General features: G+C 71.7%; 17 protein-coding genes. 8 read left to right on the top strand and 9 right to left on the bottom strand.

What is annotated here, in order from left to right; translation table 11 throughout:
- Positions 1-85 precede the first annotated feature (85 nt).
- From ACIBQ6_RS35560 to ACIBQ6_RS35550, 3 genes are all read left to right on the top strand, one after another.
- Positions 86-286 carry a cold-shock protein gene (locus ACIBQ6_RS35560; RefSeq protein WP_106250594.1) on the top strand — a complete coding sequence of 67 codons (201 nt, stop codon included), beginning with the start codon at positions 86-88 and terminating at the stop codon, positions 284-286.
- 344 nt (positions 287-630) lie between these two features.
- Complete coding sequence (gene groL / locus ACIBQ6_RS35555) at positions 631-2,259, top strand: chaperonin GroEL (protein WP_357696638.1); 1,629 nt, start codon at positions 631-633, stop codon at positions 2,257-2,259.
- 152 nt (positions 2,260-2,411) lie between these two features.
- A complete protein-coding gene (locus ACIBQ6_RS35550; protein ID WP_397217313.1) occupies positions 2,412-2,948 on the top strand; it encodes a hypothetical protein in 537 nt (178 codons plus the stop codon).
- Between the two features lie 101 nt (positions 2,949-3,049).
- Here the strand turns inward: ACIBQ6_RS35550 and ACIBQ6_RS35545 are convergent, their stop codons facing one another.
- Both ACIBQ6_RS35545 and ACIBQ6_RS35540 read right to left on the bottom strand, forming a co-directional pair.
- Positions 3,050-3,580 carry a YbhB/YbcL family Raf kinase inhibitor-like protein gene (locus ACIBQ6_RS35545; RefSeq protein WP_397217311.1) on the bottom strand — a complete coding sequence of 177 codons (531 nt, stop codon included), beginning with the start codon at positions 3,578-3,580 and terminating at the stop codon, positions 3,050-3,052.
- 62 nt (positions 3,581-3,642) lie between these two features.
- On the bottom strand, positions 3,643-5,643 hold the full coding sequence (locus ACIBQ6_RS35540) for a HelD family protein (protein WP_397161681.1): 2,001 nt from the start codon (positions 5,641-5,643) through the stop codon (positions 3,643-3,645).
- Positions 5,644-5,763: 120 nt separating this feature from the next.
- Between ACIBQ6_RS35540 and ACIBQ6_RS35535 the strand changes: the two genes are divergently transcribed.
- Positions 5,764-6,099 carry a hypothetical protein gene (locus tag ACIBQ6_RS35535; RefSeq protein WP_397217309.1) on the top strand — a complete coding sequence of 112 codons (336 nt, stop codon included), beginning with the start codon at positions 5,764-5,766 and terminating at the stop codon, positions 6,097-6,099.
- A 219-nt stretch (positions 6,100-6,318) separates the two neighbouring features.
- Here ACIBQ6_RS35535 and ACIBQ6_RS35530 read toward each other — a convergent pair whose 3' ends face one another.
- From ACIBQ6_RS35530 to ACIBQ6_RS35520, 3 genes are all read right to left on the bottom strand, one after another.
- Positions 6,319-7,971: a DNA repair helicase XPB gene (locus ACIBQ6_RS35530; protein WP_358298746.1), complete on the bottom strand. Its 1,653-nt coding sequence runs from the start codon at positions 7,969-7,971 to the stop codon at positions 6,319-6,321.
- A gap of 67 nt (positions 7,972-8,038) precedes the next feature.
- On the bottom strand, positions 8,039-8,392 hold the full coding sequence (locus tag ACIBQ6_RS35525; RefSeq protein ID WP_358298748.1) for a hypothetical protein: 354 nt from the start codon (positions 8,390-8,392) through the stop codon (positions 8,039-8,041).
- A gap of 68 nt (positions 8,393-8,460) precedes the next feature.
- Complete coding sequence (locus ACIBQ6_RS35520) at positions 8,461-9,936, bottom strand: AMP-binding protein (RefSeq protein WP_397217307.1); 1,476 nt, start codon at positions 9,934-9,936, stop codon at positions 8,461-8,463.
- A 422-nt stretch (positions 9,937-10,358) separates the two neighbouring features.
- Between ACIBQ6_RS35520 and ACIBQ6_RS35515 the strand changes: the two genes are divergently transcribed.
- Positions 10,359-11,711, top strand: coding sequence for a hypothetical protein (locus ACIBQ6_RS35515; RefSeq protein ID WP_397217305.1), 1,353 nt, complete (start codon positions 10,359-10,361; stop codon positions 11,709-11,711).
- A gap of 25 nt (positions 11,712-11,736) precedes the next feature.
- On the opposite strand, the gene ACIBQ6_RS35510 is transcribed toward ACIBQ6_RS35515, so the two are convergent.
- Positions 11,737-14,067 (bottom strand): helicase-associated domain-containing protein, encoded by a 2,331-nt coding sequence (locus ACIBQ6_RS35510; RefSeq protein WP_358298754.1) that lies wholly within the window; start codon positions 14,065-14,067, stop codon positions 11,737-11,739.
- 45 nt (positions 14,068-14,112) lie between these two features.
- On the opposite strand from ACIBQ6_RS35510, the gene ACIBQ6_RS35505 reads away from it, so the two are divergent.
- Positions 14,113-14,754, top strand: a complete 642-nt coding sequence (locus ACIBQ6_RS35505; RefSeq protein WP_397217302.1) for a hypothetical protein — start codon at positions 14,113-14,115, stop codon at positions 14,752-14,754.
- Here ACIBQ6_RS35505 and ACIBQ6_RS35500 read toward each other — a convergent pair.
- On the bottom strand, positions 14,747-15,364 hold the full coding sequence (locus tag ACIBQ6_RS35500) for a helix-turn-helix domain-containing protein (protein ID WP_357976178.1): 618 nt from the start codon (positions 15,362-15,364) through the stop codon (positions 14,747-14,749). The two genes, ACIBQ6_RS35505 and ACIBQ6_RS35500, sit on opposite strands and share 8 nt — an antisense overlap.
- Before the next feature lie 34 nt (positions 15,365-15,398).
- Positions 15,399-15,788 carry a hypothetical protein gene (locus ACIBQ6_RS35495; protein ID WP_397217300.1) on the bottom strand — a complete coding sequence of 130 codons (390 nt, stop codon included), beginning with the start codon at positions 15,786-15,788 and terminating at the stop codon, positions 15,399-15,401.
- Between the two features lie 112 nt (positions 15,789-15,900).
- Here ACIBQ6_RS35495 and ACIBQ6_RS35490 point away from each other — a divergent pair, with 112 nt between their 5' ends.
- Positions 15,901-16,509, top strand: a complete 609-nt coding sequence (locus ACIBQ6_RS35490; RefSeq protein WP_397161672.1) for an HAD family hydrolase — start codon at positions 15,901-15,903, stop codon at positions 16,507-16,509.
- Between the two features lie 90 nt (positions 16,510-16,599).
- Positions 16,600-16,995, top strand: a complete 396-nt coding sequence (locus ACIBQ6_RS35485) for a cold-shock protein (RefSeq protein ID WP_352320910.1) — start codon at positions 16,600-16,602, stop codon at positions 16,993-16,995.
- Here ACIBQ6_RS35485 and ACIBQ6_RS35480 read toward each other — a convergent pair.
- Positions 16,992-18,503 carry an MFS transporter gene (locus ACIBQ6_RS35480; RefSeq protein ID WP_397217298.1) on the bottom strand — a complete coding sequence of 504 codons (1,512 nt, stop codon included), beginning with the start codon at positions 18,501-18,503 and terminating at the stop codon, positions 16,992-16,994. The genes ACIBQ6_RS35485 and ACIBQ6_RS35480 overlap by 4 nt on opposite strands.
- Positions 18,504-18,541 lie beyond the last annotated feature (38 nt).

Raw genomic sequence — 18,541 nt, 5'->3', positions numbered from 1 at the left:
CTGGCTGATTTTCCCAAAAGTCATGCGATTACGGGTCTCGCGAAGGAATGGGCGAGATCTGCGAGCCCAGTAAGAGGAGTCGGAAGTGGCGCAGGGCACCGTCAAGTGGTTCAACGCGGACAAGGGCTACGGCTTCATCGCGGTAGACGGTGGTAAGGATGTATTCGTCCATTACTCAGCGATCATGATGGACGGGTACCGCTCTCTCGAACAGGGACAGCGCGTCGAGTTCGAGATCACGCAGGGCCAGAAGGGGCCGCAGGCGGAGTCCGTCCGCACGGTCTGATTCACCCTCGCTGGTATGCACCAAGGCGGGACGTGCGGCAGCGCAGTCCGTACGGGCTCGCCACTGTTTCCTCCGTCGGCTTCGCACGGCGGGCCGCGCCTCAGGGGCGGCTCGCCGTGCGAACCGGCGCACCCGATGACCTGCCCGATGAGCTGGGGTGGGGTGCCCGTGGCTTGCACTCGGCAGGGTAGAGTGCTAAACAGTTCGTTGGCACTCTGTGTGGCAGAGTGCCAACAACTCGGATCGAGACGATGGGGTCTGCCGAACGGAGATGCAGGCCTATGCCGTCGCGGGCGTCGGCTCGGTCCAGGACACGCCACCCTGCATCTGGGAGGTCTAGCCTTATGGCAGCCAAGATGATCGCGTTTGACGAGGACGCCCGGCGCGGTCTCGAGCGCGGTATGAACCAGCTCGCCGACGCCGTCAAGGTGACCTTGGGCCCCAAGGGGCGCAACGTCGTGCTGGAGAAGAAGTGGGGCGCTCCCACGATCACCAACGACGGCGTCTCCATCGCCAAGGAGATCGAGCTCGAGGACCCGTGGGAGAAGATCGGCGCCGAGCTGGTCAAGGAAGTCGCCAAGAAGACTGACGACGTCGCCGGCGACGGCACCACCACGGCCACCGTGCTCGCCCAGGCTCTGGTGCGCGAAGGTCTGCGCAACGTGGCCGCCGGCGCCAACCCGATGGCCCTGAAGAAGGGCATCGAGGCCGCCGTCGAGCGGGTCAGCGAGGAGCTCTCCAAGCTGGCCAAGGATGTGGAGACCAAGGAGCAGATCGCCTCCACCGCCTCCATCTCCGCCGCCGACCCCGAGATCGGCTCGCTCATCGCCGAGGCGATGGACAAGGTCGGCAAGGAAGGCGTCATCACCGTCGAGGAGAGCAACACCTTCGGCCTTGAGCTTGAGCTCACCGAGGGCATGCGCTTCGACAAGGGCATGACGTCGATGTACTTCGTGACCGACTCCGACCGCATGGAGGCCGTTCTCGAAGACCCGTACATCCTGATCGTCAACAGCAAGGTCTCGGCCAACAAGGACCTGCTGCCGCTGCTCGACAAGGTCGTGCAGTCCGGCAAGCCGCTGCTGATCATCGCCGAGGACGTCGACGGCGAGGCCCTGGCGACCCTGGTGGTCAACAAGATCCGCGGCCTGTTCCGCTCCGTGGCCGTCAAGGCCCCGGGCTTCGGCGACCGCCGCAAGGCCATGCTGGGCGACATCGCGATCCTGACCGGCGGTCAGGTCATCGCCGAGGAGGTCGGCCTCAAGCTCGAGACCGCCACCCTCGACCTGCTCGGCCGCGCCCGCAAGGTCGTGGTGACCAAGGACGAGACCACCATCGTCGACGGCGCCGGTGACGCCGAGGCGATCTCCGGCCGGGTCAACGAGATCCGCGCCGAGATCGAGCGCACCGACTCCGACTACGACCGTGAGAAGCTGCAGGAGCGCCTGGCCAAGCTGGCCGGTGGCGTGGCGGTCATCAAGGCCGGCGCGGCGACCGAGGTCGAGCTCAAGGAGCGCAAGCACCGCATCGAGGACGCCGTGCGCAACGCCAAGGCGGCCGTCGAGGAGGGCATCGTCCCCGGCGGTGGCGTGGCGCTGCTGCAGGCCGGCGCCAAGGCGTTCGACAAGCTCGAGCTCAACGGCGACGAGGCCACCGGCGCGGCGATCGTGAAGAAGGCTCTTGAGGAGCCCCTCAAGCAGATCGCGGTCAACGCCGGTCTCGAGGGCGGCGTCGTCGTGGAGAAGGTGCGCAACCTGACCCCGGGCGAGGGCCTCAACGCCGCTTCCGGCGAGTACGTCAACATGTTCGAGTCCGGGATCATCGACCCGGCCAAGGTGACGCGCTCCGCGCTGCAGAACGCCGCCTCCATCGCGGCGCTCTTCCTCACCACCGAGGCCGTCATCGCCGAGAAGCCCGAGAAGACCCCTGCTGCTCCGGCCGGCATGCCCGGCGGCGGCGACATGGACTTCTAGGCCTCGCCTGGTCGCTGACGCATCAGAAGGCGGTTCGGATCTCCAAGGATCCGGCCGCCTTTTGTTGTGTCCGGTCCCGTCACGTTTAGTAGTTATTGACTACGGACAGTAACGAAACGAAGTGACGATTCACCGCACAAAGGAGTAGTTACATGAATTCCCGCACCGCGCGCGTTCTCGGGCTCGGAGCCGTCATGCTGGCCGCCGCGGCCGCCATGACGATGCCCGCCCAGGCAGACGACCACGGTTACCTGGACGAGGCCCTGGAGTACGTCGACGTGCCCTACTGCGCGGGCTACCTGGAACTGTACGACCGCGACTACTGCGCCTCGCCGTCCAGGTGGACGTCGCAGGACGAGCGCGGGGAGATGTCGGAGGAGGGCGAGGACAGGTCGTCGGAGGAAGCCGAGGACAGGTCGTCGGACCAGGCCGACGAGAGGTCCGACGAGCGCGGGGACGCCTCGGAGGAGGGCGTGGACATGTCCGGCGAGCGCGGCGACGTCTCGGAGGAGGGTCAGGACATGTCCGGCGAGCGTGAGGACGTCTCGGAGGAGGGGCAGGACATGTCGGGCGAGCGTGAGGACGTCTCGGACGCCTTCGAGGGCGAGTCGGGCGGCGAGAGCGAGGACCTGTCGTCCAACGCCCCCGGGGACTTCACGTTCGCGGACGAGCTGGTGCAGGGCGACTGAACCCCGTCTGGTGGCGCCGGGCGTACGGAACCCGACGCGGCACCACGGCGAAGGCGCCCCGAACGCGAACGGGGCGCCTTCGCCGCGGTGTTGTGCCGGTCTCAGACGCCGAAGTGCGCGACGATGTGGCCGCGGGCCAGCGTGTTGGCGGTTATGTTGAAGCCGACCACGGCCGGGCTCGCGTCGCCGCCGACGCCCAGCTCGTCGACCCCGAGCGCGTGCACCGTGAAGACGTAGCGGTGAGGGGCGCCGGGCGGGGGAGCGGCGCCGCCGTAGTCCTTGGTGCCGTAGTCGTTGCGGGCGTGGACCGCGCCGGCGGGCAGGCCCTTGAAGTCGGGGCCGGTGCCCGCGCCCCTGGGCAGCTCCGTGGTGTCGCCGGGCAGGTCGAACAGCACCCAGTGCCAGAAGCCGCTGCCGGTGGGGGCGTCGGGGTCGTGGCAGGTGACGGCGTAGCCGCGGGTGCCCTCGGGCGCGCCCGACCAGCGCAGCTGGGGCGAGACGTTCCCGCCGGTCATCCCCCAGTCGTCGAAGACGTGGAGGTCGTTCAGCCGCTCGCCGTCGCGGATGTCGTCGCTCTCCACCACGAGCGCGGGGACCGGGGGCAGGTGTTCATGCGGAAGCGGTGCGGGCACGGCATCCTCCTAGGTTGACAGCTCCTTCAGGCCATCCTAGAAGCGGCCGTGCCCGCCCTCCGTCAGGTTCCGAGCTGCGCCGGGAGCGGCCTGTCGTGCAGCACCGTGAGCGAGGTGACCGCGCGGGTCAGGACCACGTACAGGCGGGCCAGGCCGCGGGGCTCGGCCTCGACGATGTCGGCCGGCTCCACGACGATCACGTGGTCGTACTCCAGGCCCTTGGCGAGCGTGGCGGGCACGATCAGCAGGCGGTGCTCCTGCGTCGCGTCGGGGTCGAGCACCGCGTGCGGCAGGCCGGACAGCGACTCGGAGACCGCCGCCACCATCGCGTCGGGGACGATGACCCCGATCGAGCCCTCCCTGGCCAGGACCTCCCGGGCGGCCTCGGCGACCGTGCCGCCCGGCCGGACCGTGAGCGAGCCGGCGCCCGGACGCAGCGACCGCGGGGCGGCCAGCGCGGGGGCGATCGAGGGCAGCAGGCGGGCCGCGTAGTCGAGCACCTCGCGCGGCACGCGGAAGCCGAGCGTCAGCTCGGTCACCTCGCCCTCGTCCTGGCCGAGGTGCTTCAGCACGGTCTCCCACGAGGTGGTGGACCACGGCGTGGTGCCCTGGGCCAGGTCGCCGAGCACGGTGGCCGAGCCGTTGCGGCAGCGCCGGCCGAGCGCCCGCAGCTGCATCTCGGACAGGTCCTGTGCCTCGTCCACGACGAGGTGGCCGAGGGACGGGGTGCGCTCCATGAGGTCGCGCAGCTCGTCGAGGAGCGCGGCGTCGGCGGCCGACCATTTGGCGGACTTCCAGCTCCGATAAGGCTTCCGCCAAAGCAGCATTTCCTGCTCGTCAGGCGACAAATCAGTTTTGGCGGCTTTTGTGAGGAATTCCGGATCGGACAACAGGCGGTGCAGGACCTGTTCCGGCGTCAGTTTCGGCCACACCGCGTCGACGAGCTGCTTGACCGGCCTCGACCTGGCCACCGCGTCCTGGACCCGGTCGTCGGGCGACTCGCCGCGCTGCTCCATCCGGACGAGCACCTGGTGGGCCAGGCGCTGGGCCAGCGCGGCCCGCCCCGGCGAGTAGCGGGTGGTGCCGCGCAGGGAGGCCACCATCTCGCGCACCTCGTGGTCGGCGACCCGGTAGCGGTAGGCGCCCTTGGTGAACACCAGGCCGTCCTCGGGCTTGACGATGTGCATCCACAGCGCCCGTTCGAGCACCGCGGCCATCCTGGCGTCGCCCTTGACCGCGGAGACCATGGGGTCCTCCTCGGCGGCGTGCTCGCCGAGCAGCCCGGCCACGGTGGTCTGGTCGACCTTGACCTCGCCCAGCGCGGGCAGGACGGAGGAGATGTAGGACAGGAACGCCCGGTTCGGGCCCACGATCATCACGCCCGACCTGGCCAGCCGCTCGCGGTGGGTGAACAGCAGGTACGCGGCCCGGTGGAGGCCCACGGCGGTCTTCCCGGTGCCGGGGGCGCCCTGGACGCACACGGTCTGGGCCAGCGTCGCGCGGACGATCTCGTCCTGGTCGGGCTGGATGGTGGCCACGATGTCGCGCATCGGGCCGGTGCGCGGGCGTTCGATCTCCTCGGTCAGGATCTTCGAGGGGCCGACCTCGCCGCCCTCGCCGAGCGGCTCGTCCTCGAACGCGGTCAGCGCGCCGCCGTGGTAGCCGAAGCGGCGGCGGCGGACGACGCCCATCGGGTCGGCCGGGCTGGCCTGGTAGAACGCGCGGGACACCGGCGCGCGCCAGTCGATGACCAGCGGCCGGCTGGTGCCGTCGTGCACGTGGCGGCGGCCGACGTAGAGGGTGCCCGGCAGGTCGTCGCCGCCCTCGCGGTCGAGGCGGCCGAAGAACAGCGGGGTGTCCGGATGGTCGGCCAGGGCGGCCACGCGCTGGTCCAGCAGCGACTGGAGGATCTGCTGCGAGACCCAGTCGCCGGCCGCGTCGGCCGACAACGACTGGGCGTGGGCCCGCATCGCCTTGAGCGCGGCCCTGGACTCGGCCAGGTGGGCCTGCTCGGCGGCGAGCACGTCGGAGGGTATGTCGGGAGCCAGTTGATGTGTGGGCATGCGAAAGCGCCTCCCATGCTGGAAAACGGAGGTGGTCAAGGCAGCGAATCGACTAGTTTAACGGCGGCCGCGCGGCGCCTCCAAAGCATTTACCGGCGCGCGGCGGGGTACGGAGGGAAGGTGGCGCGGCTTCGCCTGGTCCTCTCGCCGATGATCCCCACGGTCGCGAGCTTCCTGCTGGCGGCGCTCTGGGGGATGTCGGTCTTCGCCGGTTGGGGGCTGGAGGCGTTCTGCGCGGGCGGCGAGTCCCCGGCGGCGTGCTCCCGGCGTCTCGGCGCGGTCTGCGCGGTGTCTGGGGTGTTCGCCGTGCCGGCCGCCTGCGCCACGCTGGCCGCCTGGCTGGTGCCGGCGTCCCGGCAGGACCCGCGCACGTTCGGCCGCCTCATGGGGACGGGGGTCGCCGCGTGGATCGTCGCCGGCGCGGTGCTGTTCCTCGGCGGCCTGCTGGCCGGCTAGCGAACCCGGCAAAGACCGTATCTCTGAGTGAACGTGGGAATACCGAAAAAGTCGGGCATTTCAGGTGCGTTTGTCGGATCATGGGGGTATGTCGCAGGCGGCGTGATAGTACGCAGGTGAGGGGGGTGGTTCGATGTCGACGACCCGTGGAGTCTCGTGGACGTGACATAAACGCCGTGCCTGGCCGCTCAGGCAACGAGCGGCCGGGCATTCAACCGGTCACACCTCGCCGTGCACGTCGTCGGCGTCGATGATCTGGTAGGCGTATCCCTGCTCGGCCAGGAATCGCTGCCGGTGGGCGGCGAACTCCTGGTCGACGGTGTCCCTGCTGACCACCGTGTAGAACCGGGCGCCACCGCCGTCGGCCTTGGGCCGCAGCACCCGCCCGAGCCGCTGGGCCTCCTCCTGCCGCGACCCGAACGTGCCGGACACCTGGATCGCGATGGCCGCCTCGGGCAGGTCGATGGAGAAGTTCGCCACCTTCGACACCACCAGGACCTGGATCTCCTTGTCGCGGAACGCCTGGTAGAGCCGCTCGCGCTCCTTGACCCTGGTCTCGCCCTTGATGACCGGCGCGTTGAGATGCTCGCCGAGCTCGTCGAGCTGGTCGATGTACTGGCCGATGACCAGCACCTGCTCGCCCAGATGCCGCCGGACCAGCGCCTCGGTCACGTACGTCTTGGACGGCGTGGTGGCGCAGTAGCGGTAACGCTCCTCGGCCTCGGCCATCGCGTACGCCAGGCGCTCCTCGTCGGTCAGCGTGACCCGCACCTCGACGCAGTCGGCCGGCGCGATCCAGCCCTGGTTCTCCATCTCCTTCCACGGCGCGTCGTAGCGCTTGGGGCCGATGAGGGAGAACACGTCGCCCTCGCGGCCGTCCTCGCGCACGAGCGTCGCGGTCAGGCCCACCCGCCGGCGGGCCTGCAGGTCGGCGGTCATCCGGAAGATGGGCGCGGGCAGCAGGTGGACCTCGTCGTAGACGATCAGGCCCCAGTCGCGCGCGTCGAACAGCTCCAGGTGGCTGTAGACGCCCTTCCGCCTGGTCGTCATCACCTGGTACGTGGCGATGGTGACCGGGCGGATCTCCTTCTTGTTGCCGGAGTACTCGCCGATCTCGTCCTCGGTCAGCGAGGTGCGCTTGAGCAGCTCGGTCTTCCACTGGTGGGCGCTGACCGTGTTGGTCACCATGATCAGCGTGGTGGCCTGGGCGTGGGCCATGGCCGCCGCGCCCACGATGGTCTTGCCCGCGCCGCAGGGCAGCACGACCACGCCGGAGCCGCCGTGCCAGAAGGCGTCGGCCGCCTCGCGCTGGTAGGGGCGCAGCTCCCAGCCGTCCTGGAGCAGCTTGATGGGGTGGGCCTCGCCGTCGACGTAGCCGGCCAGGTCCTCGGCGGGCCAGCCCAGCTTGAGCAGCGCCTGCTTGACGTTGCCGCGGTCGCTCGGGTGCACGATGACCGAGTCGGCGCCGAGGCGCTCGCCCAGCATCGGCTGGATCTTCTTCGAGCGCAGCACCTCTTCGAGCACCGCGCGGTCGGTCGAGGTCAGGACCAGCCCGTTGGCCGGGTCCTTCTCCAGGCGCAGGCGCCCGTAGCGGGCCATGGTCTCGGCGATGTCGACGAGCAGCGCGTGCGGCACCGGGTAGCGGCTGAAGCCGATCAGCGCGTCGACGACCTGCTCGGCGTCGTGGCCGGCGGCACGCGCGTTCCACAGGGCGAGCGGCGTGACGCGGTAGGTGTGGACGTGTTCAGGCGCTCGTTCGAGCTCGGCGAACGGCGCGATCGCCTTGCGGCACGCGTCGGCCTTCTCGTGGTCGACCTCGAGCAGCAGCGTTTTGTCCGACTGGACGATGAGCGGGCCGTCGTTCACGGACATCCCTTCCTACGGTTGACCCTTATCCAACACACACGACGGCAGGAACAGTCCCGGAACGGGTAATCGATCAGTCGTCCAGGCGGCCGGTGAGGCCCAGGAAGAGGAAGAGCCCGACGTTCAGCACGAAACCGGCGCCGAACAGCACCCAGCTCCAGACCAGCAGCGAACGGGCGCTCCTCGGCTGCTCGCGGACCCGCGTCAGCGCCACGGCGGCCAGGATGCCGCCGGGCAGCCCCAGCACGTTGAGGCAGGAGGCGAGGGACAGGAAGTTGAGCACGACGGCGACGATCGCGGCGGCCTGCGGGCCCTCGTCGCGCCGCGGCGGCACGCCGTAGCCGTAGCCGTACTGCGGAGGCGGCTGCTCGCCGTAGGGCGCCCCGTAAGGCAGCTGCGGGTAGCCGGACGGATCTTCTTGACTCACGTTCACCTCCAGACAGGTCAACGTTTATCACGGAATACGGGCGCGCCCGACCCGGTGTGCGCGGACGGTCACAACCGCCCGCGCAGGGCCTTCCTGTCGAGCTTGAGCACGCTGGTGACCGGGATCGACTCGACGAAACGCACCTCGCGCGGGTACTTCACCCGTCCGACCCGGTCGCGCGCCCACTCGATGAGCTCCTCGGCGTTCTCCTCGGCCCCCGGTCTGAGCTGCACGAACGCCACGACCTCCTCGCCCAGCCGCGGGTCGGGACGGCCGACGACGCCCGACATGACCACGTCGGGGTGCTGGTTGAGCGCGTCCTCGACGTCGCGCGGGAAGACGTTGAAGCCGCCGCGGATGATCAGGTCCTTCTTGCGGTCGACGATGTAGAGGTAGCCGTCGTCGTCCACGCAGCCGATGTCGCCGGTGCGCAGCTCGTCGCCGACCAGCGCGGTGCCCTCGGGGTCGGGTTCGTGCTCGCCCCAGTAGCCGAGCATCAGGGAGTCGCCGCTGACGCAGATCTCGCCGACGTCGCCGCACTCCACCGCCTCGCCCGCGGCGTCGCGGATGGTGATCGTGTAGCCGGCCAGCGGCAGGCCGACGCTGCCCGGCCGGCGCCTGCCCGGCAGGTTGAAGGTGGTGACGGCGCTGGTCTCGGTCAGGCCGTAGCCCTCCAGGATCTGGGTGCCCGGCATCCGGCGTTCGAACTCCTGCAGCGCCTCCCGGCCCAGCGGCGCCGCGCCGCAGGTCAGGTAGGCCAGGTCGGGGAGCGGGTGCGACTCCAGCGGCTGGGCCAGGAGCATGTGGATCATGGCGGGCACCACGGTGCCGTACTGGACGCGCTGCTCGGCGGCCAGTCGCAGGAACGCCTCCGGCTCGAACCAGCGCATGAGCACGGCCTGCTGGGGCTCGGTCGCGTGCAGGCCGGCCACGGTGATGATCAACCCGTACGCGTGCGAGAGCGGCACAGGCACGATCGCACGATTTTTCCCCTCTTGATGGGATATTTCGTACGCGTCCTTGGCCACCTGCCAGAGCCCGCGATGGCTCAGCATGACCCCCTTCGCGACGCCCGTGGTGCCGCCGGTGTACATGAGCGCGGCCAGGTCGCCGGGGTCCCTGCGCACCGGTCCGTGCTCGGTGGCGCTCTCCAGCTCGGCCGTGTCCACATGTATCGGGACGTCCACCGCGGCGGCCCGTACGGTCTCCACCAGCTCGGGCGAGGTGACGACGGCGGCCGCGCCGCTGTCGAGCAGGATGTGCCGCAGCTCCTCGGCCCCCACCAGGAAGACCACGGGCGTCACCACCGCGCCCGCCGCCCACAACGCCTGGTAGACGATCGGGACCTCGGGGGAGGTCGCCATCATCACGACCACCCGGTCGCCCGGCCGGACCCCGGCCTCGACGAACCCGCCGCACATCCGGCGCGCGCGTCCGGCCAGCGCGTGGCTGCGGTGCCAGACCCCTTCGTAGAACACCGAGTCGTGGTCGTCGAAGCGGTTCCATGACTCCTCGGCCAGCTGGCCCAGCGTTTGCTCGGTCACATGCACAACCTGATCGGAGGCGCCGCGCGCAGTCAACCCTGAACGTTCTCACGTCCACCCTTGACTCGCGATTGTGGACGATGCTCTCATGCCGAGTAAATGTCCAATATCGGCCTAGAAGGTCATTCGAGTTTTCGGGTGGCGCTAGATCGTGTATTGGTGGGATAACTAGGGTTCCGTGCTACCAGATGGCCTGTCGCGGTTCTTGTCACCGGCCCGTCGCCCAGAGCAATGGAGGACATGATCGACATGCGCGCGCCGGCGGCCGTGGCCGCGAGCTTCGCGAGGAATGCCTGGTCAGAACGGTGGCTGCCGGGCAGCGCACGGTCAATCCATAAGCCGGGGAAACAAGTCGCCGGACAAAGAAGTTCGCGAAAGACATTTTCCACAGTCAACGTCCCAGTCAGGCCCGAGGTGACTTCGTGATCGACACGCCTGAAGCAGGCGAGAGCGACCTCGACGACAAAACGCTCACCGAGCTTGTCACCGCCGTCAACGAGCAGCTCCGGCCTCTGGTCGTCCCGGTGGCCCGCGACCTCGACCGGCGCGCGGCCGACAGCCTGCTGCGCTCCTACCTGGAGCCCGCCGGCTTCGCCGACGCGGTGCGCCGGCTGTCCATGCGGCATCTGCTCGTCCTGGTGGGGGAGGCGGACATGGGCAAGCGGCTCGGCGCCATCGCCCTGCTGTCGCGCATGTCGCTGGCCGAGGGCAGGATCACCGTGCTCTCGCCGGCCGGCAGCGCCGCCGACCTGCTCGCCAGGACCGAGTACGGGCCGGGGCGGGCGTACCTGCTGCACGACTGGATCGCCGGGAGCACCGACCCCGGCGAGCTGCTCGACCTGGCCCGCAAGCTCGCCGAGCTGGGGTCGTACCTGGTGATCACCCGGAACGGCGTCCCGTCGCAGGCGGTCGAGGTGGAGCAGCCGTGGTGCGCGCCCGACCCCGGCGAGCTGTTCGACCTGTACCTGAGCGCGTTCGGCGGCCGGAGCGCCCCGGCCGGGGCCGCCACGGCCCGGGTCCGCGCGCTGGCGCTGCGCACGCCCGCCGAGGTCGTCCGCCTGGCCACGCGCCTGGTGCGGGACGACGAGCCCGCGGGCGAGGAGGTGGCCGCCTGGTTCGACACCAAGCCGCCGATGCGCGAGGTGCGGGCGGTGGCGGCGCTCGCGTTCGCGCACGGGCTGCCCGAGCCGGAGTTCGCCCGCCGGCTGGCCGCGTTCGAGCGGAGCCGGGAGACCCACGAGCCGGGGCCGGGGCCGACCGGCGCGCCGCACCCGCTGATCGCCGTGCACGACGGTCTGGTCGTCTTCCGCGTTCCGGACCACCGCGCCCAGGTGCTCGGCGAGCTGGTCGCCCGGTACGGCTACTGGCTGTGGCAGCCGCTGCGCGAGTGGGTGCGCTCGCTGGCCCTCCAGGGGGACGACGTGCGCGCGCGGGCGGCCGAGGGCGTGGCGTTGCTGGCCGCCTGGTCGTTCAGGGAGGCGCGGCAGGAGTTCCTGGAGGTGTGGGCCCGGGGGCGGGCGGGCGAACGGCTGGCGGCGGGCGGTGCGCTGTCGTACATGTGCGCCGACGACGCCCTCGCCCCCGAGGCCCTGCGCCTGGCGCTCACCTGGGCCCGCGACCCGGCCGACCCGCGGGCGGCCGCGGCGGTCGCCGGGCTGTGCGGCGGGCTGTCCCTGCGCTACCCGGCCGACGCGGCGGCCCACCTGCGCCGCCTGGCCGCCGGGGACGGCCCCGCGGCCCGGCTCGCGGCCCACGCGCTCACCCACCACCCCTGACCCGGGCGCGGGCCGGGAAGGCGGATCAGAGGCCGGCGACGCCGGTGATGCGATGGAGGGCGAAGCGGTGGACGGCCGCCCTGGTCTCGTCGTACGCGGTCAGGTAGCCGCCCTCCATCCGGGCCGGCTCCAGGATGCGCGAGGTGGCGTTGCCCTGCGAGTCGAGGTAACCGATCCACACCCGTACGCCCTGCTTGATGGCGTCCTGGAGGGCCGAGATCGTGGCGGTGGCGGGGCCCCGGGGCACCGCGCCGCCCGGGGCGTCTACCGGCTCGCGCCGCGCCAGGTGAGCCGCGTCGCCCGCGCGCAGCGCGCGGACGGCCGCCGAGGCCACCTCGGGATCGAGCCCGCTGACCGAGGCCACGGCGCGTACGGGCGCCACCCCCTCGGTGCGTCTGCTGTCGAGCTGGGAGATGATCACGTCGCCGTCGAGTGACTCGGCGACCGGCGCGTACCCCATGGCCCGCAGCGAGTCCACCAGCGCAGCCCTGGACGAGCGCGAGGCGATCACCGTGGGGGCCAGCCGGCGCAGGCGCAGCGCGGCGGCACGGCGGTCGGCGGTGATCTGGTCGAGCAGCGCCGGATCGTCGCACCGGACGTAGGCACTGGCCGTGCCCACCCGGATCCGGCCGTGCCGCCGGGCCACGTCCGTCACCAGGTACGACAGGGCCTGCGGCACCGGCGTGGCCGAATGGCGGGCCAGCATCGCCAGCAGCTCCTCGCCGCCGTGCCCGGCGTCGAGCGCCCGCCGGATCGAGCCCTCGCCGAACCGGTAGACGGTCGCCCCGCCCTTGGACTCGACGTCGGCGGTGAGCGTCATCCAGCGGTTGAGCTCGCTGGTCAGCGGCCCGGGGGCGACGGCGGTGAGGTCGGCCTGCAGCAGCACGTGGTCGACCGGCTCGGGCAGCAGCGGCGCGAGCAGGCCGGCCGCGTCGCCGCCGTCGAGCAGCGCCCGTCCGTGGCCGGACAGCGTGCCGAGCCCGGTCACGCCGATCTGCTCGGCCTCGCGCAGCGCGAACTCGGTGAGCTGCTCGCGCAGCGGCCCGCGCCGGCGCGGCTGCTCCCAGGCCAGGCGTTCGAGCACCGAGTCGCGGTCGGGCGCGAGGCCCGGCGCGGCGGCCAGCACGCCGAGGGCCGCCGTGCGCACCCCCGGCGCGGAGGCCCGGCGCAGGTCGGTGTGCAGGGCGTTGAGCGGCCGGTCGCGGTCGTCGCGCTCGCCGACCAGGCCGGGCACGCGGTCCATGTGCAGCCAGGTCGCGGCGAGCGTCACCCAGCGGTCGGCGGTGGCCCTGACCCGCCACAGGTCGTAGCCGGAGGTCGGCAGCCACTCGCCGTCGACGCCGCCGCCCGCGGCGACCAGCCCCGCCGCGTGCGCCACCTCGACGACCAGCGCCGCCGCCCATTCGGGCAGGTCGAGGTCGGTCGCGGTGCGCTTCATGTCGCGTACGCCGAGCCCGCCGGTGCGCAGCACCCCCGGCGGATCGATGCTCCACCGCTCGCACAGCTCCTCCACGGACCTGACGAACGAGAACGCCTGGCCCGCCGCCGTACGGTCGGCCAGCTGGCGGTCGCGCGCGGCCCCGCCCAGCGCGGGCGGCACGGCGAGCAGGTCGCGGTGGACGCGCCCGCCGCGCAGGTGCAGGCCCACCTCGCGGGGCAGCGTCACGCTCTCCTCGCCGGTGGCCGCGAGCAGCCCGCGCGCCAGCAGCTCCTCGATGGGCGAACGGGCCGAGGCCACGCGCACCTCGCGCCTGGCATTGGGCACCCGTCCGGTCGGCGGCCCCCACACGAGCTGGTCGAGCGCGCCCCTGGCCTCGGGCGAGACCGCCGCCACCAGGGCCTCGGGCGCGGACAGGGCGGCGGCCAGCCGCTCCTTGCCGGGCCCGTCGGTGCCGGGGGCGACGTCGTCGGCCATCTCGTCGAGCTGCTCGGGCGGGTGGTGCCGGAACACGTCGACGACCCTGGGGCCGAGCCCGGCGGGCTCCTCCAGGACCTTGCGCACGCCCGGCCCGAGGTCGAGCGCGTTGTCGGGGCCGAAGACCAGCGCCAGGTCACGCAGCCGGTCGAGGGCCGCGGTCAGCGCGGGCTCGGGCCTGCCCGCCGCCAGCGCCCGCCCGATCAGGCCGCGCAGCGCCGCCTTCGTCACCGGCCCGTCCTGTACGGCCAGCGTCTCGACGACGGCCAGCGTGAACCGGTCGAGCCGGTCGAGCACCCTGCCGATCGCCGAAGGGCTGGCGGCCCGCGCGGCCAGCCCTTCCAGATGCGCGGGCACCGGAGTGATCAACTCAGGCCGCGCGGAGACGAGCGCCCGAAGCTGTTCGTCGGTGCGCCCCCTGATCCACTCCGTGAACTCCATCGTTGCCATGGTATGTCCCGCCTGATCGGGGCAGCATTGCCAGACGTGATAGAGCGCGCGGACCAAATGGTGCTGAACTACGTCAGCAGGGCGGCCGACGCGGCGCACGGCGTGCTCAGGCCCGACCAGCGGCTCGACTTCGCCCGGCGGCTGCGGGCCAGGATCGAGGCGGAGCGGCGGGGCAGCCAGGACGCCCGGGACGTCGCCAAGGTGCTGACGCGCTTCGGCGACCCGGTGGCCCTGGTGGAACGCGAGGCCCGCCGCCTGGCCGCGACCGGTCCGGCGGCGACCGGTCCGGCGGCGACCGGCCGCAGGGGCGTCGGGAGCGTGGTCAGGGGGCGGCCGCGCGACCTCGCCGCCCTCGTGGTGCTGGCGCTGGCCGCGCTGCTGGTGCCGGTGGGGCTGCCGGCCGTGGCGATCTTCCAGGTGCCGGTGCTGGTGTGGGCGGCGGGGGCGGCGGCCGTGCTGTTCAGCGACACGTGGACGGCGGGCGACAAGCTGGCCGGGGCCGGGGCGCCGCTGTTCGGCTACACGGTCGGCGGCGTGCTCGTCGGGGGGTTCCAGGCGGCCGAGGCGGGGCCGGCGGCGTTCGTCGTCCGGTTCTTCGAGGTCAGCGGGGTCATGTTCATGATCGGGACGGCCCTGGGCGTCGCCTGGCTGGCCTACCGGCTGCTCGACGTCAGCTGACCGGCGCGGGGCTGGGGAGCAGTCCGACGGCCAGACGTACCCAGGCGGCGACGAACTGGTCCTTCTCCGCGTGGCCCGGCATCTCGCCCACGGTCTCCTGGAACAGCCGGTAGTGGACCACCGAGCCGCCGAGCACCGCGGCGATGCCCGTCCAGTCGACCTTGGCGTCGGCGTACTCGGGCTGGGCGCGGAACCAGGTGGTGATCGCGTCGAACATGGGCTGCAGCAGCCCCTCGCGGACCACCGCGACCAGCTCGGGGAACTGGCTCAGGTCCCGGAAGAACACCCGGGTGAGCTCCGACTCCTCCCGCACCTTGGCCAGGCCCGCCCGGCACAGCAGCGACAGGCGGTCCTCCAGGCCGGCGGCGGCCTCCATGGTGCTCAGCTCGGCCAGGCTCTCGGCGACCTGGCTCCTGGTACGGGCGGCATGCTCGTTGATCGCCGCCGCGAGCACCTCGTACTTGGACTTGAAGTGCCTGTAGAGCCCGCCCGCGCCGGGGGAGAGCCCTGAGGCGGCCTCGATCTCGGCCACGGAGGTGGCGGCGTAGCCACGCTCGGCGAACAGCCGCAGGGCCTCGTCGATGATCCGCTCACGGGTCGATCTGGTCATGTCTGTGCAGATACCTCCGCAACGAGAGTAGTCGTCAGGGCGCGGTGCGCCTGACCAGGCCCGCCAGCGCCGAACCGGCCACGAGCCACACCAGCGCGGCCAGCCCGTCGTTGACGAGCGTGGTCCAGCGCGGGTCGGCGAGCTGGAACAGGTCGGCCAGGCCCAGCGAGAGCCCAGAGGCCAGCGACTCGACGAGCTGGTACCAGCCGTTGGCCGGATTGGCCCGGAACACCGTGAAGACGCCGTGCAGCGCCAAGGAGAGCGCCGCCAGCCTGGACGCGAGCCGCACCGCGTACGCCACGAGCGACACGACCCGCCGCCGGGCCGTCACCGGCGTGCCGCGCGGCCGGGCGGGCCGATGGGGACGGGGAGCGGCGGCGACGAGCCGGTCTTCCGCGCCGGGCGTGCGGGGGGTCTCTGACACGGTCGCTCCTCTCCGATAAGTAATTCCTTTCTGCCCATTCCCAGAGTCCCACAACAAGGGTCGTTACCGACGTGGATGCGGCGTTTGGCATCCTGCACGGGTGACTACCTCAGTGGGTTTCGACCTGGACATGACATTGGCCGACACGCGATCAGGCATCGCGGCCGTTTACGACGAGCTGTCAAGCCGTTTGGGCGTGCACATCGACAGCGGTGAGATCGTCACCCGGCTGGGGCCGCCGCTGGAGTACGAGCTGGCCAACTGGATGCCGGCGGAGGCCATTCCCGCGGCCGCCGAGCTGTTCCGGGAGATCTATCCCGCGGTGGGCGTTCCGGTGCACACCGCGATGGCGGGCGCGTACGAGGCCATCGCCGCCGTACGGGCCCGCGGCGGCCGGGTGATCGTGGTGACGGGCAAGAACCCGCGCGACGCCGCCGGCACCGTCGAACTGCTCGGGCTGGCCGTGGACGAAGTGGTCGGATCGGTGTTCGGAGCCGCCAAGGGAACGGCACTCGCGCGCTTCGGCGCGGCGGCTTATGTTGGTGACCATGTCGCCGACATCGAGGCGGCACGCGCGGGCGGCGCCATGAGCGTGACCGTCGCGACGGGCCCTTACACGGTGGGAGAGCTGCGTGAGCACGGAGCCGATGTGGCGCTCGCCGACCTGACCGAATTCGCCGACTGGTTCGCCGGATGGCGTGCGCGCGACGAACTACGGTAATTGCCGGGCATTTTCCCGGTCGCCTCCGCGCGCTTCGGGGCATAACCTACATCCATTCATCCTTTTCGACTGTTTGAACGAGGTCCTCCTGTGCCGAGTGGCAAGGTCAAGTGGTACGACGCCGACAAGGGTTTCGGCTTCCTCACCCGTGACGACGGCGGTGAGGTCTTCGTGCATTCCTCCGCGCTTCCCACAAACGCCGGCCCGCTCAAACCAGGCCAGAAGGTGGAGTTCGGTGTGGCCGAGGGCCGCCGGGGCCAGCAGGCGCTGTCGGTCCGCATCCTGGACCAGCCGCCGACCCTGGCCAAGACGAAGCCCAAGGGCAAGCGGAAGACGCCCGACGAGATGGTCGTCATCGTCGAAGACCTGATCAAGCTGCTCGACGGCGTCTCCACCTCCTACCAGCGGGGCAAGCACCCCGAGGCGGCGCACGCCAAGAAGATCGCCCAGGTGCTCAGGGCCGTCGCGGACGACCTCGACGCCTAACCGCCGCCCGGGTTCGTCAGGGGTTTGGTGCGGTCGAGGGTCTCGGTCCGTTGCTGATCGGGGTCCTCGGCCCGCTGCCTGGCCAGCTTGGCCTCGGCCGCCCGCACCCGTCCCCGCCTGGTGACCAGCAGCCAGCCGAGCGCGCCGGTCAGCGCGACCGCCGGCGCGACGAAGCCGGCCAGGGAGCTGCGGGTCAGCGACAACACCAGCCCGAGCAGGCCGCCGAACACCCAGGCGAACTGCAGCACCGCCTCCACCACCCCGAACGTGGACGAGCGCACCTCCTCGCCGATCTCCCGCTGCACGATCGCGTCGAGCGCGAGCTTGCCCAGCTCCTGGGCGAACGCGGTGACCAGCGAGACCGCCAGCGCGGTCCACAGGCCGAACAGGACGGCCGTGGCGGTCGTGGTCGCGGCCGTCACCGCCAGCGTGACCAGCACGATCACCTGGGGGGAGTGGTTGCGCGTCCAGTTGGCGACCGCGGCCCCGGCCAGGCCGCCCAGCCCGGCGGCCAGGGCGAGCAGCGCGATCGTCCTCGGCACGTCGAAGAACGAGGCGGCCGCCGCCGGCGCGGCCAGCCACGGCACAGCTTTGTCCTGGACCAGGAAGAGCAGGAAGAACACCAGGAAACCGGAGAAGATCCGGAGCGCCACGTTCGCCCAGACCGCCTCGGCCACGGCCGGGCCCACCTTGAGCAGGGTGCGCCAGCGCGGCGCCACGCCCTCCTCCTCCTGGTCGGGCGAGTCGACGTGCCGTGGCAGGCGTACGGCGGCGACGCCGAGCAGCAGGAAGGCCGGCATGGCCACGCGCAGCACCACGGCGCTGCCCAGCCACGCGGTCAGGCCCGCCCCGACCGGCACCGCCACCCCGGCCGCCACCAGCGTGAACAGCGCCACCCGCGCGTTGGCCGAGACCAGGGTGATGTCGGCGGGCAGCACGCTCGGCATGATCGCCGCCCTGGACACGTTGTACGCCTTCGACAACACCAGCACGCCCAGCGCGCCGATGAACAGCGTCGGCAGGTCGCCCGCCCCCACGGCGGCGGCCATGGCGAAGCAGAGCAGCCCCCGGCCGAACAGCGTGCCGGCCATCACGTAGCGGCGCCCCGACCTGAACCGGTCGAGGATCGGCCCCACGAACGGCGCGAGCAGCCCGAACGGCAACATCGTGATGACCAGGTAGAGCGCGACCGACCCGCGCGCCTCGCCGACCGGCACGCCGAAGAACACCGTGCTGGCCAGGGCCACCGTGACCAGCGCGTCGGCGGCGCTGTTGCCGGCCGACAGCTCGATCAGCCGGCCGAGCCCGGTACGGCCCGCGCCGCCCGCGTACGTCAGCTTCCTGGTCGCCCTGCCCGCCCTGCGGGCGCCCCGGGCCGTGGCCCGGCCGGCCCGGACGGTGCCGCTCGCGGTGGCCCGGCCCGCGCGCACGCCGGCGCGTCCCGCGCCGCCGATGGCCTGGCCCATCCGCCGCGAGATGTCCCGAGCCTGCTCCCAGCCACCCCCCACGCCTACCAGTCTTACCCGATTCACCCCTCTTCTCAGCT

It is taken from the genome of Nonomuraea sp. NPDC049655, from assembly GCF_044465465.1.
Taxonomy (GTDB): domain Bacteria; phylum Actinomycetota; class Actinomycetes; order Streptosporangiales; family Streptosporangiaceae; genus Nonomuraea.
The sequence above is the reverse complement of the archived record's forward strand: the minus strand, read 5'-3'. Positions and strand labels throughout refer to the sequence as shown.